The organism is Microbacterium oxydans, from assembly GCF_900095745.1.
Classification (GTDB): domain Bacteria; phylum Actinomycetota; class Actinomycetes; order Actinomycetales; family Microbacteriaceae; genus Microbacterium; species Microbacterium oxydans_B.
In genome coordinates this window covers 162,168-177,219 of record NZ_FMIR01000013.1, presented here as the reverse complement: position 1 = coordinate 177,219, position 15,052 = coordinate 162,168, and the positions used below count along the sequence as shown (strand labels likewise).

Genomic DNA, 15,052 nt, shown 5'->3' with positions numbered 1-15,052 from the left:
GTCGGCGGCGCACAGTAGCGTGGTGCGCATGAAGACCGTGCCGTTCGGATCGTCCACCGCCCCCGCCGTCATCGCCGGCATGATGCGTATCAACGACAAAGACGAGGCGCACATCCGGGCGCTCTACGCCACCGCGCGGGAGTCCGGCATCGACTTCTTCGACCACGCCGACATCTACGGCGGGAGCATGCACCACTGCGAAGCGCGCTTCGCCGGTGCCCTGCAGCTCAGCGCCTCCGAGCGCGACGAGATCGTGCTGCAGACCAAGTGCGGGATCGTGCCGGCGCAGGGGATGTTCGACTTCTCGTACGAGCACATCGTGGCCCAGGCCGAAGGGTCGCTCGCCGCCCTGCAGACCGACCGCCTCGACGTGCTGCTGCTCCACCGCCCCGACATCCTCGTCGAGCCCGAAGAGGTCGCCCGCGCGTTCGACGACCTGGAGGCCGCGGGCAAGGTCCGCGCCTTCGGCGTCTCGAACCACACGCCGCGGCAGATCGATCTGCTCCGCACAGCTGTCCGGCAGCCGCTGGTCGCCAACCAGCTGCAGTTGTCGATCACCCATGCGCCGATCCTCGCTCAGCCGGTCGCGGCGAACATCGCCAGCCACGAGCAGAGCGCCGTGCGCGACGGTGGCGGCATCGTGGAGTACTGCCGCATCAACGGCATCACGATCCAGGCCTGGTCGCCGTTCCAGGACGGCCGCGGTCTCGGGGTGTTCCTCGGCAATCCCGAGTACCCCGAGCTGAACGCGGTGATCGATCGCCTCGCGACGTCGCACGGCGTGACTCCGATCGCCATCGCGACCGCCTGGATCACCCGTCACCCCGCCGGCATGCAGGTGGTCCTCGGCACGACCACACCCCAGCGCGTGCGCGAGGCCGCGATGGGCGCCGACCTCGAGCTCACCCGGCCCGAATGGTACGAGCTGTTCCGCGCCGCCGGACACCTGCTGCCGTAGAACCGGCTCGGCCCGCGCGCCACGTCACACCGTCGTCTACCCTGAACTCATGCCGTTCCTGTTCTCGCTCCTCGTCATCGCGTTGATGATCGGCGCACTGATCGACATCATCACCCGCGACAGCGCCCTGGTGAAGCACCTGCCGAAGATGGTGTGGATCATCATCGTGATCCTGCTGCCGTTCATCGGCAGCGTGCTGTGGTTCGCGATCGGGCGCGAGTACGGAGAGGCGGGCGTTCCCATTCCCCGCATGCGCAGGGCGGAGCGGCCGACCGCGACCCGCACCGACGTGCGACCCTCGCCGCCGGCGGACACCCGCACGACCGAGCAGCAGATCGCCGATCTCGACCGCGAGATCGAGGAATGGCGGCTCCGCGAAGAGGTCGAGAGGCGTCGCCGCGAGGGGGACGCCCCCTCCGGTTCCGCCGGCGCCGCCTCCTAGACGGAGACCCCGCCGCGGTCGAACGACTCGCGGATCGCCTCTTCCAGCTGCGGGTGACGGAACTCGAAGCCCGCGGTGGTGAGCTTCTCCGGTAGCACCCATCGGCTCTTCAGCACGAGTTCGGTCTCGGTGCGGATGCCGATGGCGCCGAGCTCCAGCATCCACCGGGGTAGCGGCGGGCCGATGCGAGCACCCAGCACTCGCCTGATCGTCGCCATGAACTCGACGTTCTCGACCGGATTCGGGGATGCGACGTTGACGGGACCGTCGAGTGACGGCGTCTGCTCGATGAAGTCGATGATGCGCGCGACGTCGTCGATGTGCACCCAGCTGAACTGCTGACTCCCGCGGCGCGCGCGGAAGTGGTGAACGGTACCGGCCCGGCGTCGCGCCGCACTCGCGGGCCACCGGCCGTCGTACTGCGGGCCGCCGAGCCCGAGCCTGGCGAGGTTCTTCAGGGGCCCGAGCACGCCGCCGTGGCCGAGCACGATCGCGCTGCGAAGAGCGATGCGGCGGGTGGCGGGCAGCTCGTCGGCGAACAGTGCCTTCTCCCAGGCCTTCGCGACCTCGACCGAGAAGCCGGTGCCGAGCTCGCCGGTCGACTCGGTCATCGGACGGTCTTCGGCGTGCCGGTAGATCGTGGCCGTCGAGGAGTTCACCCACAGCGCCGGGGGTGCCGACGCGCGGGCGATCGCCGTGCTCAGCGAGGTGGTGGTGTCGAGCCGCGACCGGAAGATCTCCGCGCGGTTCTCCGGCGTGTACCGGCAGTTGACGCTCTTGCCGGCGAGGCCGATGACCAGGGATGCGCCGTCGACCGCGCGGTCGATCTCGACCTGATCGCCCCAGCGGATGTCGGCGCCGGAGCGGGAGATCGTGACGACCTCGCGGCCCTCGGCGCGGAACCGGGAGACGAGGTGGCTGCCCATGAAGCCCGTGGATCCACCGATCACGACTCGGCCTGCGTTCATGCGGACTGCTCCTTATCTGCGATGCGGGGGACCTCTGCGAGGGGCGGGACGCGGTACTCGAAATCGCCGCGGTATTCATACACGCGGCCGAGGAGAGGCGCGTCGATCGTGAGTGCCACCTGCTGCCGGTCGATGGCGTCGTCGAAGCGCTCCGTGAGGCGGACGACGGGTGCGATCAGGCGGGGGATGCGCATTCGGAGCCGCCCCAGTCGCACACCGACGGCCCGGCTGGTGAGCCGGAGCGCGCCGTCGCGCACATCGACGTCGAAGCAGGCCGCGATGAGTCCGGGTTCACCGAGTTCGTCGAGCACGCGGCCGTGCCGGGTGAGTGCGACCGCATCGCGCATGACCCACGGGCCGCGGGCGAAATGGAACGTGCGCTCGCCTATGGCTCGGGACGCGATCGTGCGGTTCTCGACGCGGAACGGCACGTCGCGCTCCCAGACGGCGGCGACGACGCCGCGACGTTCGAGGACGCGGAGGACGGGCCAGAGCCACCGCCGCGGCGTACCGACGACGTGGAACACGCCCTCGCCGATGCCGACGGCGCCGTCGGGGACCGCCGAGAAGTAGGCGCGCAGCCGAGGGTGCAGCTCGTCGATGCGCTCGCCGAGTGCCCGGGCGTAGGGGGATTGCGGCACGGGCGTCACGTTTCGAGCCTAGCTCGACGGTGGGTGCGCCCGGCCGGTCCGCCGCCGCTCAGGCGGGTGGGCGCAGGAGCCGATCGAGCAGCGCGAGCGCCTCGTGCTGTGGTGCGGTCTCATCGAGCAGCCACTGCGTCTGGAGGCCGTCCGACGCCGCGACGACGAGAGCCGCGACGGCATCCGCGTCGACGTCTTTCCGGATCTGCCCGTCTTCCTGCTGTCGTCGAACGGTCTCGGCGAGCCGTTCGCGCAGACGTGCGAAACGGCCGGTGGCGAACGTGCGCGCCGCCGGGTGGCCCTCCTCGAGCGCCGATGCGACGAGCGTGGAATACAACTGCACGAGACCGGGGATCGCGCGGTTGAAGCGTGCCGACTCGATCATCATCTCGACCGGCGTCGCGTCGGCCGACGGAGGATCCGGCTGCCGTCCCGGGGCGTTGCTCTCTTCGTAGACGGCGACGAGCAGCTCTTCGAGAGACCCGAAGTAGTGGGTGAGGGCGGCGTGCGTGACGCCCACTTCGCGCGCGATCGCTCGCAGGCTCGTGCGGTCGGAACCGCGTTCGGCGAAGACCTCGATGGCGCGATCGAGGATCTCCTGTCGGCGAGCGATCCCCTTGGCGTAGGTGCCCCGCGGGCGGGGCTGCTCGGCAGGCTCTGGCGTGTCGGCGGGCATGGGGGGAGTCTAGCGAATCAAAACTTCCACGTGGAGGTATTTGGTGGTAGCGTGCCTGCACGGGGTAGTGACCCCCACATGTCACCGAAGACCGAAGGAGCACGACCGATGACGATTCAGACCTCCCTGCAGCTGTTCACGATCAAGGAGCAGTTGGAGGCCGACCTCGAGGGCACGCTCTCGGCGGTCGCCGCACGCGGCTTCACCGCCGTGGAGCCCTACGACTTCGTCCGCCGTGCCGAGCCACTCGCCGCCGCGCTCTCGGCCGCCGGGCTCACCGCCCCGTCCGGGCACGCCTTCCTCGCTTCGGAGTCGTTCGTGAACCCCGACGGCAGCGGCACGACCATCCCCGTCCCCACGCCTGATGTCGTCTTCGCCGCCGCCAAGGTGCTGGGGATGGACACGGTCATCGACCCGTACACCGAGCCCGCACGCTGGGAATCGATCGCGCAGATCGAGGAGACGGCCCGCCTGCTGAACGCGGCCGCCGAGATCGGCGCGACCGTCGGCGTCCGCGTCGGATATCACAACCACGCCCATGAGCTGGAGGCCGTCTTCGACGGGGTGACCGGGCTCGAGGTCCTCGCCGGGCTGCTCGACGAGCGCGTCGTGCTCGAGGTGGACCTGTACTGGGTGGCTCGTGGCGGTGTCGACCCCGTCGCGCTGCTGCAGCGCCTGGGTGACCGCGTGATCGCCGTGCACGCGAAGGACGGCACGCTCGACCCGGCGCTCGCCGGCGCCTACCCGCCCGCCGACCAGGTGGCCGCGGGTGAGGGATCCGTTCCGCTGGTCGAAGCCATCGCCGCCGCCCCGGCGCTCGAACTCGCGATCGTCGAGTTCGACCACTATGAAGGCGACCTGTTCGACGCGATCGAGCGCAGCCGTGTCTTCCTCGACGAGAAGGTCGCCGGCTGATGGCGGGTCCCGTCGGAGTCGGCATCATCGGTGCCGGGAACATCAGCGACCAGTACCTGTCGAACCTCACCACCTTCCCGGATGTCCGTGTGATCGCGGTCGCCGACGTCATCGAGGAGCGTGCGAAGGCGCAGGCCGCGAAGTACGGCGTTCCGCGTGCCGGCGGCGTCGACGTGGTGCTCGACGACCCCGAGATCGACATCGTCGTGAACCTGACGATCCCGGCCGTGCATGTCGAGGTCTCCGAGGCGATCATCGCCGCGGGCAAGCATGTCTGGACCGAGAAGCCGATCGGCGTCAGCCGCGAGGAGTCGCGTCGGCTGCTGGAGACGGCGGATGCCGCCGGCCTCCGCGTCGGCGTGGCCCCGGACACCGTGCTCGGACCGGGCGTGCAGACCGCCAAGCGGGCGATCGCGCGCGGCGACATCGGGCGCCCGCTGTTCGGGCAGACCACCTTCCAGTGGCAGGGGCCCGAGATCTTCCACCCGAATCCCGCGTTCCTCTACGCCAAGGGCGCCGGGCCGCTGCTCGACATGGGCCCGTACTACGTGTCGACCCTTGTGCACGTGTTCGGACCGGTCGCCGCCGTCGCCGCCCTCGGGCTGCAGGGGACGCCGACGCGCCGTGTGCAGGTCGGCGAGCTGGCCGGACAGGAGTTCCCGGTCGAGATCCCCTCCACGCTCAGCGTGCTGATGGACTTCGAGGAGGGCGGCCAGGCGCAGAGCCTGTACAGCACCGACTCACCGCTGCTGCGGCAGGGGATCGTGGAGATCACCGGCACCGAGGGCACGATCGTGATCCCCGACCCGAACACCTTCGGCGGCCCGATCACCATCACGCGTCCGCTCACCCGTCAGTTCGTTCCGCCGGAGCCGATGACGCAGGAGATCGTCGACATCGCGCAGGAGGGTGTGCTCTCCGGGCGCGGAGTGGGGCTGCTCGACATGGCCCGCTCGATCGCCGCCGGGCGACCGCACGTCGCCACCGGGGAGTTCGGCTACCACGTGCTCGACACGCTGCTGTCGATCGAGGAAGCCGCCGAATCGCGGAGCTTCGTCCCGGTCGAGAGCACGCTGGATCAGGTGGGCGCGATCGCCGCCGACTTCGATCCGTTCGAAGCCACACTCTGACCGTCGCTGCGCGGGGCGGCGGGGGTGCGGATCAGCGCGCCTTCGCCGCCACGTAGCGGTCGACGCTCGCGGGGGAGAGCACCTCGCGCGCGACCATGATCGCGGCCCCCAGCACGGCCGCGCGGTCGCCCGCCTGGGACTGCACGATCGCCAGATGCTGCGTCGCGAGCGGGATCGAGCGGCGGTAGACGACCTCGCGCACGCCCGCGAGCAGATGCTCACCGGCTCGGGCGATGCTGCCGCCCAGCACGATGATCGACGGGTTCAGGAGGTTGACGACGGTCGCGAGGACCTCGCCGACGTCACGCCCCGCCTGACGAGTCGCCTCGATCGCGGCGGCGTTCCCGGCGCGGACCAGATCGACGACATCCGACGGGCCGTGCACGTCGAGACCTTCCTCGCGGAGCGCGATCGCGAGAGCGGAGCCGCTGGCGAGAGCCTCGAGATCGCGCTCATCTCCCGGCTCGCGGGTCGACCCCGCGCCCGCGGGCACCTGCACGTGGCCCATGTCTCCCGCGGATCCCTGCGCGCCGCGCTGCAGCTGGCCGCCCGCGATGATGCCGGCGCCGATGCCGGTCGAGACCTTGACGAAGACGAGGTCTTCGACCTGTGGCCAGCTCATCGCCTGCTCGCCGAGGGCGAGGATGTTGACGTCGTTGTCGACGAGAACGGGCACGTCGAAGGTCTTCTGCACGTAGGCGGGCACGTCGAACCTGTCCCAGCCGGGCATGATCGGCGGATTGGTGGGTCGGCCGGTGGAGTGCTCGACGGGGCCGGGGACGCCGATGCCGACGCCGACGAGCGGGAGGCCGCCGGCGGTCGAGTCGAGCAGGTCGGCGGCGTCGGCGAGGATCGTGTCGAGCAGGCTCTCCGGCCCGTCGCCGATGTCGATCGTGCGCGTGCGGGCATCGAGGATGACGGCGGCCAGGTCGGCGACCGCGACCGTCGCGTGCGTGGCGCCGAGGTCGACCGCCAGCACGAGCCCGGCGCGCGGGTTGAAGGCCACGCGTGCGGGCGGTCGGCCACCCGTGGAGACGGCTTCTCCGGCGGGGCGGACGAGGTCGGCGGCGAGGAGCGCGTCGACCCGCAGGGCGACAGTCGACCGGGCGAGGCCGGTGAGGATGGCGAGTTCCGCCTTCGTTCTGGCGTGGCCGTCGCGGAGGATCTGGAAGATCTCTCCGATCCCCGATGCGATCGCCGGAGTCGGCCTGAGAACGTCAACCATTGCGTCAGTAAACCACAGCACTTCGGCGTCTCGCCGATCGACTTCCGATTTCCGTCAGATAACTTTTGACGAAGGTATAGCAAAAGTCTGCAGGTCTGTGTCAGAATCGCCGCATGACAACGGATGTCACTGACACCGGTCTCGGAACGATCCGAGCCGGCATCCTCGGCGGAGGATTCATGGCCCGCGTGCATCGCACCGCGGCCCGCGACGCCGGCGGCGAACTGCGCGCCGTCGCCACCCGCTCTCGCGAAGGAAGCCGCGATGCCGCACTGGCACTCGGCGCCGGTCGAGCCGAGAGCGATGCGGCCGGTCTGCTGACAGCGGCGGACATCGACGTCGTGCACATCTGCACGCCGAACGCCACGCACGCCGAACTGGCGCTCCAGGCTCTGAACGCCGGCAAGCACGTCGTATGCGAGAAGCCGCTCGCGACGACGGCCCCGGACGCGAGGGTTCTCGCCGAGACAGCCGAGGCCCGCGGGCTGGTGGCGGCCGTGCCGTTCATCTACCGCTATCACCCGATGGTGCGCGAGGCCAGGGCACGGATCGCCCGCGGCGAGGCCGGCGACCTGCTCACCCTCGACTGCTCCTATCTGCAGGACTGGATGCTGCTGTCGAGCGACGACGACTGGCGGGTGCGCTCCGAGTCCGGCGGTGCATCCCGCGCCTTCGCCGACATCGGCTCGCACCTGTGCGACCTGATCGAGTTCGTGATCGGCGAGCGCATCCACGCGCTGAGCGCCCGCACCCGTCGGGTCTTCTCGGAGCGCTCGGGGCAGTCGGTCGACACGGAGGACATCGTCGCGGTGCTCGTCGAGACCGAGTCGGGCGCCCTCGGCACGCTGCTCATCTCGCAGATGGCCGCCGGCCGCAAGAACGCCCTCACCCTCGAGTTGCACGGCTCGCGGCAGAGCCTGCGCTTCGAGCAGGAGCGCCCCGAGGAGCTGTGGATCGGCATGCGCGAGGAATCCCGGCTGCTGCTGCGCGACCCCGCCACCGCCGACCCGGATTCCGCGCGGCTGCAGCGGGTTCCGGCAGGACACCCGATGGGGTACCAGGATGCCTTCAACAGCTTCATCGCCGACGTCTATGCGGCGATCGCCGGTGCGGAACCCGATGGGCTCCCGACTTTCGCCGACGGATACCGCTCGGCCGTGCTCACGGAGGCCGTGCTCGCCTCGGCGGCCGATGGCGGACGATGGGTGGAGGTGACGGCATGATCACGACCACGACCGAACCCGTGCTGCAGGTGGCCGGCATCCGCAAGTCGTTCTTCGGCGTCGAGGTGCTCAAGGGCATCGACTTCGACGTGCGACCCGGCGAGGTGCACGGTCTCGTCGGCGAGAACGGCGCGGGCAAGTCCACGCTGATGAAGATCATCGCCGGCGTGCAGCCGGCCGATGAGGGCACGATCTCGTATCGCGGCGAAGAGGTGCATCACGCGCACCCGCGCCAGGCGATGGATGCCGGCATCGTCACGGTCTTCCAGGAGTTCACCCTGCTGCCGGAGCGCACGGTGGCGCAGAACGTCTACCTCGGACGCGAGCCGCGTCGGCGGGGATTCGTCGACCAGCGCGCCATGAACTCGCGGACCGCCGACCTACTGACCGACCTCGGGGTCTCCTTCATCGAGCCGACCGCGCGCGTCGGTTCGCTCACGGTCGCCGAGCAGCAGATCGTCGAGATCGTCAAGGCGCTCTCCTTCGATGCTCGGGTCATCTCGATGGACGAGCCGACCGCCGCCCTCAGCGACCGCGAGGTCGAGCTGCTCTACGCGATCATCCGCCGGCTCACCTCCCGCGGCGTCGCCGTGATCTACGTCTCGCACCGGTTGAAGGAGATCTTCGACCTGTGCGATCGCATCACGATCCTCAAGGACGGCGCGCTCGTCTCGACCGACGAGACCGCGGCACTGACCACGGATGAGCTCGTGCGGCGCATGGTCGGCCGCTCCATCCAGTCGTACTTCCCGGATGCGGTCGAGGGCACGACGGTCGGGAAGGCGCGGCTCGAACTCGACGGCTGCGGCAACGCCTACGTCGACGGGGTCTCCCTCGCACTCCGCGCCGGGGAGATCGTCGGCATCGCCGGTCTGCAGGGTTCCGGACGCACCGAGTTGGTGGAAGGGGTGTTCGGCATCCAGGCCTTCACCCGCGGATCGATGCGCATCGACGGGGCGCCCGTGCGCATCGGCACCGCCCGCGCCGCCGTCCGCGCCGGGCTCGCCCTCGTCTCCGAGGACCGCAAGGCGCAGGGCCTCGCCCTCGGGCAGTCCGTCCTCGACAACGCTCTGCTGGTCGTCCGCAGTGTCTTCGCCGGTCGCACCGCCGCCTCCCGGCGGGAGGTGCCCGGCATCCTGAGCTCGCTCGAGGTCAGCTCGCGGGGCCTGGATCAGGAGGTGCGCTTCCTCTCCGGCGGCAACCAGCAGAAGGTGGTGCTGGCCAAGTGGCTGCTCACCCAGCCGCAGATCGTGCTCTTCGACGAGCCCACCCGCGGCATCGACGTCGGTGCGAAGTACGCCGTCTACCAGCTGATGCGCGAGCTCGCAGCGCAAGGGAAGGCCGTGCTGATGGTGTCGAGCGAACTGCCGGAGGTGATCGGCATGAGCGACCGGATCCTGGTCATGCACGACGGCGAACTCGTCGCCGAACTGCCGGCGGGCTCCGCCGAGCACGAGATCCTCGGGGCCGCAACCGGCGCCGCCCATCCGGGCACCCTCGATCCCGGCACCGCGGCGGAAGGGGGTGCGCGATGAAGCGTCTGAAGATCGATTCCACGGTCATCGTGCTCGGCATCCTGCTCCTGGTGCTCGTCATCGGCGCGATCCTGGTCGGTACGGTGGGACGTAACTTCCTCAGCGCCGGCAACATCCGCGACATCCTGACCGGCATGAGCGTGCTCGGCCTCGTCGCGATCGGGCAGACGCTCGTGGTGCTCGGTGCCTCGCTCGACCTCTCGGTCACCTACGTGATCAGCCTGTCGAGTCTGCTGGCGGCCACGATGATGAACGACAACGCGGCGAACATCCCGGTGGCCGTGATCGTCACGCTGCTCGTGTGCGCCGGCGTGGGTCTCGTGAACGGACTCATCGTCACGGTGCTCAAGGTCAACGGCTTCATCGCCACACTCGGCGTCGGACTCATCCTGCAGGGCATCCTCAACACGAACTTCGAGGGATCTGCGGGGAAGGTGCCCTGGGCGTTCCAGCTCATCGGCGCCACCGGCGTCGGCCCCATCCCGGTCTCCACGCTCATCATGATCGTGCTGGCCGTCGTGATCTGGGTGCTCCTCAACCGCACCCGCACCGGCGCCCACCTCTACGCCGTCGGCGGCGATCCCGAGATCGCCCGGCTCTCCGGCGTGCGCACCCGGATGCCGCTCATCTGGGCGCACGTGCTCTGCTCGGTGTTCGCGGGTCTCGCGGGTCTGCTGCTCGCCAGCCGCCTCGGCGTCGGCAGCCCGACCGTCGGGCAGCAGGGCGGCTACGCGCTGCTCTCGATCGCGGCGGTCGTGCTCGGCGGAACACTGCTGCTCGGTGGACGCGGCTCCGTCTGGGGCACGATCGGCGGCGTGGCGATCCTCGCGGTCGTCGACAACGTCATGAGCGTCATGCAGGTCAACCCGTTCCTCAAGGACGTCGTCCGCGGCGTCGTCATCGTCGCCGCGGTGGCCGTGTACAGCCGCCGCTCGATCATCCGCCGCCGTCCACGCTTCGGCGCCGGAGGCACCCGCACCGGTGGGGACGATGCCGCGAAGGCAGCGGCACCCGAGATGGCCGCCGCCGCGTCGCAGCTCGCCGACGTCACCACTGTCACCGCATCCGATATCGGCACCGCCACGGAAGGAGGACGCTCATGAACGCGCTGCGCACTCTCGTGAGTCCCCGCGGGGCCGTGTTCCTGTTGCTCGTGCTGCTGTTGGTGGCCGTCACGATCCTCAACCCGAGCTTCGCCGAGCCCGGTCAGTTCATGCGCTTCATCCAGCGGGTGGCGCCCATCGCGATCGTCGCGATCGGCCAGTACTTCGTGATCATCGCGGGGGAGTTCGACCTCTCGCAGGGCTCGCTCATCACGGCGCAGGTGATCATCGCCGGCAACCTGGTCGGTCAGGACGACGCCCGCACGGTGCCGGTCCTGCTGCTCATGACCGTCTTCGCGGTGGCCGTCGGGCTCGTGAACGGGGTGATCACGACACTGCTGAAGGTGCCGTCGTTCATCGTCACGCTCGGCATGATGCTCGCCCTCCTAGGTGGAGTGATGTGGTGGACCGGGGGAGCGGCCACCGGGAACCCGGCCGACAGCTTCCGCGAGATCGGTCGCGGCGGCATCCGCGACGTGCCGTTCCTCGAGTTCATCCCCTGGGCGGTGCTGCTGCTCATCGTGTGGCTGGGACTCGGCATCTGGATCACCAAGCGCCCGCTGGGCAAGACGCTGATCGCGGTCGGCGACAACGCCGGTGCGGTCGACTACGCCGGGGCCCGCCGCGCCTGGGTGACGACGCGCGCGTTCGTCATCTCGTCGCTCTCCGCCTCGCTGTCGGCCGTGCTCCTCGTCGGATACGCCGGCGTGCACCCCTCGGTCGGCCGCGGATACGAGTTCACGGCGATCACCGCCGTGGTGCTCGGAGGCGTGGTGCTGGGCGGTGGCCGAGGGTGGATCGTCGGCGCGGTCGCCGGTGCCTTCGCCCTCGAGGCCCTGTTCATGCTGCTGAACATCGCGGGCATCCCCTCGACACTGCGCGATGCCGTGCAGGGCGTCATCATCATCGCCGCGGTCGCCTACTCCGCCGTCGCCTTCCGGGCGCGGCGCAAGCGCGGCCCGCTGCCCTCGGACATCCCTCCCGAAGAACCCAGGATCCCTGAAGCAACCAGAATCCCTGAAACCACCAGCACCATCAACACAGAAACCAGAGGAGATTAGCAATGCGACGATCGATGAAGATCGCCACCGCAGGGGTGGCTCTCTTCGGCCTCATCGCGCTCGCCGGGTGTACGACCGACCCGTCCGTGGCGCCGGCGGAGTCGGAGAACCCCGAGGAGACGGCAGAGACGACAGAGTGGTTCGACCAGGAGCTCTTCGACAAGCAGGACGAGGAGCGCGGCGTCACCCCTCAGGGGCCGGAAGACGAGCCCTACCTGCAGCACATCAACGCCGAGATGGTCGACACGGCGGAGTTCGCGAGCGAAGGGGCCAAGAAGGCCTGCTTCGCCAACGCGTCGATCTCCAACCCGTGGCGCCAGACCGGCTGGATCACGATGAACGAGCAGCTGAAGTCGCTGCAGGACGCGGGCGCCATCAGCGAGATGGAGACCCGCGACGCGCAGGACTCCGATGACACGCAGATCGCGGACATCGACTACTTCATCGCCGAGGGCGAATGCGACGTCTTCCTCATCTCGCCGAACAGCACGGCGGCCATGACCCCGGCCGTCGAGCGGGCCTGCGAGACGGGCAAGCCGGTCGTCGTGTTCGACCGCGGCGTGAACACTGACTGCCCGGTCACGTTCATCCACCCGATCGGCGGCTTCGCCTGGGGCATCGACACTGCCGAGTTCCTCATCGACAACCTCGAAGAGGGCGACAAGGTCGTGGCACTGCGCATCCTCCCGGGTGTCGACGTGCTCGAGCACCGCTGGGCCGCCGCCGAGAAGCTCTTCGACGAGGCCGGCATCGAGGCCGTGGACCACTTCACGGGCGCCGACCCCGCCGAGATCAAGAGCATCATCAGCGACGAGCTCGCCAAGGGCGACGTGCACGGCATCTGGATGGATGCCGGTGACGGCGCCGTCGCGGCCATCGAGGCGTTCGAGGACGCCGGAGCGGACTACCCGGTCATGACCGGTGAGGACGAGATGAGCTTCCTGCGCAAGTGGAAGGACACGGGGCTCACGGGTCTCGCGCCGGTGTACTCCAACTTCCAGTGGCGCACTCCGCTGCTCGCGGCGCAGATGATCTTCGCCGGCGAAGAAGTTCCGAAGGAATGGGTCCTCCCGCAGAAGCCGATCACGGAGCCCGAGCTCGACGACTACCTGAAGGCCAACGAGGGCATGCCCGACGGCCACTACGCCAAGTTCGGCGGGGAGAACCTCCCCGGCTACCCGACGGTGTGGCAGCAGCGTCAGATCCCGTAACCGAAATCCGCTCCCGCCCTTCCGCTCCGCACCCGCGGGGTGGGAGGGTGGGAGCGCTTCACGATCACAAGGACAACGATGCCCCGCACGATCGCCGTCAACACTTGGGTGTGGACGTCTCCGCTGACCGACGCGACGCTCGAGCCGCTCGCCCGCAAGGCCCAGAGCCTCGGGTACGACGCGCTGGAGCTGCCGCTCGAGAGCGTCGGCGACTGGGATCCCGTGCGCACCCGCGACCTGCTCGACGCGCTCGGGCTCGGCGCGATCGTCGTCGGAGCCATGGGGCCCGGACGCTCGCTGGTCGCCTGTGCCGGCGATGTCGCCGCGACCCAGACGTACCTGCGGGCCTGCATCGCGGCGGCGCAGACGCTCGGGGCCGGAGTCGTGGCCGGCCCCTTCTACGCGCCGACCGGCGTGACCTGGCGGATGGATGCCGACGAGCGGGCGGCGGTCGTGGGGGAGCTGCGGGAGAACCTCGCGCCCCTCGTGGCCGAGGCCGCCGAGGCGGGCATCACCCTCGCGATCGAGCCGCTGAACCGCTACGAGACGAGCCTGCTCAACACGGTCGAGCAGAGCCTCGACGCTCTCGGCCCGCTGCTCGGTGCCGGTCTCGGACTCGCGCTCGACACGTATCACCTCAACATCGAAGAGAAGAAGCCCGACGAGGCGATCCGGGCCGCCGGTGCCGCCATCGCCCACGTGCAGGTATGCGGTAGCGACCGCGGTGCCGTCGGCGACGACCACACCGACTGGCCAGGGATCCTCGCGGCCCTCGATGATGCCGGCTATCGCGGCCCGCTCGGGTTGGAGAGCTTCACGGGGGAGAACGCCACGATCGCGGTCGCGGCCTCGGTGTGGCGACCGCTCGCCCCGAGCCAGGACGAACTCGCCGCGCGCAGCATCGCTGCCCTGCGCGCTTTCGATACGAACCGAGCCCTCGATACGAAGGAGTATCCATGAGCACGCATCCGGTCACCCTCTTCACCGGGCAATGGGCGGACTTGCCGTTCGAGGAGGTCGCCCGCCTTGCCGCGGAGTGGGGGTATGACGGGCTCGAGGTCGCCGCGTCCGGTGATCATCTCGACCTGCGGCGTGCCGATGAGGACGACGCCTATGTGGCGTCGCGCCGGGAGATCCTCGACCGGCACGGCCTGAAGATCTTCGCGATCTCGAACCATCTCGCCGGTCAAGCCGTGTGTGATGCGCCGATCGACTTTCGACACCAGGCGATCCTGCGCGAGTACGTGTGGGGTGACGGTGAGGCGGAGGGCGTGCGGCAGCGGGCTGCCGAAGACATGAAGCGGGCGGCCCGCGTCGCGCGCAAGCTCGACATCGACACCGTGGTCGGGTTCACCGGCTCCTCGATCTGGCCCTATCTGGCGATGTTCCCGCCGGTGCCGGCATCCGTCATCGAGGGCGGGTTCGAGGACTTCGCGGCCCGGTGGAATCCGATCCTCGACGTGTTCGATGCGGAGGGCGTGCGGTTCGCGCACGAGGTGCACCCGGGAGAGATCGCCTACGACTACTGGTCGTCGGTGCGTGCGCTGGAGGCGATCGACCACCGCGAGGCGTTCGGGTTCAACTGGGACCCGTCGCACATGATGTGGCAGAACATCGACCCGGTCGGGTTCATCGTGGACTTCGCGGACCGGATCTACCACGTGGACTGCAAGGACACCCGGATGCGGCCGCACAACGGCCGGGCCGGGGTGCTCGGCTCGCACCTGCCGTGGGGTGATCCGCGGCGCGGCTGGGACTTCGTCTCGACGGGGCACGGGGATGTGCCGTGGGAGGATTCGTTCCGCGCTCTGGATGCGATCGGCTACTCCGGCCCCATTTCGATCGAGTGGGAGGATGCCGGGATGGACCGCCTGCATGGCGCCCCCGAGGCGCTGGCCTACGTGCGTTCGCTGCTGTGGCCGAAACCCGAAGCATCGTTCGACGCCGCGTTCAGCAACCAGTGA

General features: G+C 69.5%; 15 protein-coding genes. 11 read left to right on the top strand and 4 right to left on the bottom strand.

Annotation, left to right across the window (positions count from 1 at the left end):
• Positions 1-28 precede the first annotated feature (28 nt).
• Together BQ2383_RS06165 and BQ2383_RS06160 are read left to right on the top strand one after the other, a co-directional pair.
• Positions 29-958 (top strand): aldo/keto reductase, encoded by a 930-nt coding sequence (locus tag BQ2383_RS06165; RefSeq protein WP_091031317.1) that lies wholly within the window; start codon positions 29-31, stop codon positions 956-958.
• Positions 959-1,007: 49 nt separating this feature from the next.
• The gene (locus tag BQ2383_RS06160; protein ID WP_091031179.1) at positions 1,008-1,400 is read left to right on the top strand and encodes a PLD nuclease N-terminal domain-containing protein; all 393 of its coding nucleotides are present in this window, start codon (positions 1,008-1,010) and stop codon (positions 1,398-1,400) included.
• Here the strand turns inward: BQ2383_RS06160 and BQ2383_RS06155 are convergent.
• The 3 genes from BQ2383_RS06155 to BQ2383_RS06145 are packed head-to-tail and all read right to left on the bottom strand — an operon-like array spanning position 1,397 to position 3,685.
• Positions 1,397-2,368 (bottom strand): epimerase, encoded by a 972-nt coding sequence (locus BQ2383_RS06155; RefSeq protein ID WP_091031177.1) that lies wholly within the window; start codon positions 2,366-2,368, stop codon positions 1,397-1,399. The genes BQ2383_RS06160 and BQ2383_RS06155 overlap by 4 nt on opposite strands.
• A complete protein-coding gene (locus BQ2383_RS06150; RefSeq protein ID WP_091031175.1) occupies positions 2,365-3,018 on the bottom strand; it encodes a DUF4166 domain-containing protein in 654 nt (217 codons plus the stop codon). Before BQ2383_RS06150 ends, BQ2383_RS06155 begins: the two co-directional genes overlap by 4 nt.
• 49 nt (positions 3,019-3,067) lie before the next feature.
• The gene (locus tag BQ2383_RS06145) at positions 3,068-3,685 is read right to left on the bottom strand and encodes a TetR/AcrR family transcriptional regulator (protein WP_091031171.1); all 618 of its coding nucleotides are present in this window, start codon (positions 3,683-3,685) and stop codon (positions 3,068-3,070) included.
• A 108-nt stretch (positions 3,686-3,793) separates the two neighbouring features.
• Here BQ2383_RS06145 and BQ2383_RS06140 point away from each other — a divergent pair, with 108 nt between their 5' ends.
• Positions 3,794-4,600, top strand: coding sequence for a sugar phosphate isomerase/epimerase family protein (locus BQ2383_RS06140; RefSeq protein ID WP_091031168.1), 807 nt, complete (start codon positions 3,794-3,796; stop codon positions 4,598-4,600).
• On the top strand, positions 4,600-5,730 hold the full coding sequence (locus tag BQ2383_RS06135) for a Gfo/Idh/MocA family protein (protein WP_091031164.1): 1,131 nt from the start codon (positions 4,600-4,602) through the stop codon (positions 5,728-5,730). Before BQ2383_RS06140 ends, BQ2383_RS06135 begins: the two co-directional genes overlap by 1 nt.
• Positions 5,731-5,761: 31 nt before the next feature.
• Here the strand turns inward: BQ2383_RS06135 and BQ2383_RS06130 are convergent, their stop codons facing one another.
• Positions 5,762-6,955: an ROK family protein gene (locus tag BQ2383_RS06130; protein ID WP_091031161.1), complete on the bottom strand. Its 1,194-nt coding sequence runs from the start codon at positions 6,953-6,955 to the stop codon at positions 5,762-5,764.
• A gap of 113 nt (positions 6,956-7,068) precedes the next feature.
• Here BQ2383_RS06130 and BQ2383_RS06125 point away from each other — a divergent pair, with 113 nt between their 5' ends.
• The 7 genes from BQ2383_RS06125 to BQ2383_RS06095 all read left to right on the top strand — a co-directional run bounded on the left by BQ2383_RS06125 (position 7,069) and on the right by BQ2383_RS06095 (position 15,052).
• A complete protein-coding gene (locus BQ2383_RS06125) occupies positions 7,069-8,178 on the top strand; it encodes a Gfo/Idh/MocA family protein (RefSeq protein ID WP_091031157.1) in 1,110 nt (369 codons plus the stop codon).
• Complete coding sequence (locus BQ2383_RS06120) at positions 8,175-9,713, top strand: sugar ABC transporter ATP-binding protein (protein ID WP_091031154.1); 1,539 nt, start codon at positions 8,175-8,177, stop codon at positions 9,711-9,713. Before BQ2383_RS06125 ends, BQ2383_RS06120 begins: the two co-directional genes overlap by 4 nt.
• The gene (locus BQ2383_RS06115) at positions 9,710-10,816 is read left to right on the top strand and encodes an ABC transporter permease (protein WP_081859863.1); all 1,107 of its coding nucleotides are present in this window, start codon (positions 9,710-9,712) and stop codon (positions 10,814-10,816) included. The genes BQ2383_RS06120 and BQ2383_RS06115 overlap by 4 nt, the downstream gene beginning before the upstream one ends.
• The gene (locus BQ2383_RS06110) at positions 10,813-11,877 is read left to right on the top strand and encodes an ABC transporter permease (RefSeq protein ID WP_244175915.1); all 1,065 of its coding nucleotides are present in this window, start codon (positions 10,813-10,815) and stop codon (positions 11,875-11,877) included. The genes BQ2383_RS06115 and BQ2383_RS06110 overlap by 4 nt, the downstream gene beginning before the upstream one ends.
• Before the next feature lie 2 nt (positions 11,878-11,879).
• On the top strand, positions 11,880-13,088 hold the full coding sequence (locus tag BQ2383_RS06105; RefSeq protein WP_029262663.1) for a substrate-binding domain-containing protein: 1,209 nt from the start codon (positions 11,880-11,882) through the stop codon (positions 13,086-13,088).
• A gap of 78 nt (positions 13,089-13,166) precedes the next feature.
• Entirely contained in the window at positions 13,167-14,048 is an 882-nt protein-coding gene (locus BQ2383_RS06100) for a sugar phosphate isomerase/epimerase family protein (protein ID WP_091031150.1), read from the top strand.
• Complete coding sequence (locus tag BQ2383_RS06095) at positions 14,045-15,052, top strand: sugar phosphate isomerase/epimerase family protein (protein ID WP_029262661.1); 1,008 nt, start codon at positions 14,045-14,047, stop codon at positions 15,050-15,052. Before BQ2383_RS06100 ends, BQ2383_RS06095 begins: the two co-directional genes overlap by 4 nt.

Coding starts and splice junctions, on each gene's coding strand:
- BQ2383_RS06110 (WP_244175915.1), top strand. CDS start 10,813: ATGAACGCGCTGCGCACTCTCGTGAGTCCCCGCGGGGCCGTGTTCCTG.
- BQ2383_RS06130 (WP_091031161.1), bottom strand. CDS start 6,955: ATGGTTGACGTTCTCAGGCCGACTCCGGCGATCGCATCGGGGATCGGA.
- BQ2383_RS06165 (WP_091031317.1), top strand. CDS start 29: ATGAAGACCGTGCCGTTCGGATCGTCCACCGCCCCCGCCGTCATCGCC.
- BQ2383_RS06145 (WP_091031171.1), bottom strand. CDS start 3,685: ATGCCCGCCGACACGCCAGAGCCTGCCGAGCAGCCCCGCCCGCGGGGC.
- BQ2383_RS06135 (WP_091031164.1), top strand. CDS start 4,600: ATGGCGGGTCCCGTCGGAGTCGGCATCATCGGTGCCGGGAACATCAGC.
- BQ2383_RS06160 (WP_091031179.1), top strand. CDS start 1,008: ATGCCGTTCCTGTTCTCGCTCCTCGTCATCGCGTTGATGATCGGCGCA.
- BQ2383_RS06105 (WP_029262663.1), top strand. CDS start 11,880: ATGCGACGATCGATGAAGATCGCCACCGCAGGGGTGGCTCTCTTCGGC.
- BQ2383_RS06125 (WP_091031157.1), top strand. CDS start 7,069: ATGACAACGGATGTCACTGACACCGGTCTCGGAACGATCCGAGCCGGC.
- BQ2383_RS06100 (WP_091031150.1), top strand. CDS start 13,167: ATGCCCCGCACGATCGCCGTCAACACTTGGGTGTGGACGTCTCCGCTG.
- BQ2383_RS06120 (WP_091031154.1), top strand. CDS start 8,175: ATGATCACGACCACGACCGAACCCGTGCTGCAGGTGGCCGGCATCCGC.
- BQ2383_RS06115 (WP_081859863.1), top strand. CDS start 9,710: ATGAAGCGTCTGAAGATCGATTCCACGGTCATCGTGCTCGGCATCCTG.
- BQ2383_RS06095 (WP_029262661.1), top strand. CDS start 14,045: ATGAGCACGCATCCGGTCACCCTCTTCACCGGGCAATGGGCGGACTTG.
- BQ2383_RS06155 (WP_091031177.1), bottom strand. CDS start 2,368: ATGAACGCAGGCCGAGTCGTGATCGGTGGATCCACGGGCTTCATGGGC.
- BQ2383_RS06140 (WP_091031168.1), top strand. CDS start 3,794: ATGACGATTCAGACCTCCCTGCAGCTGTTCACGATCAAGGAGCAGTTG.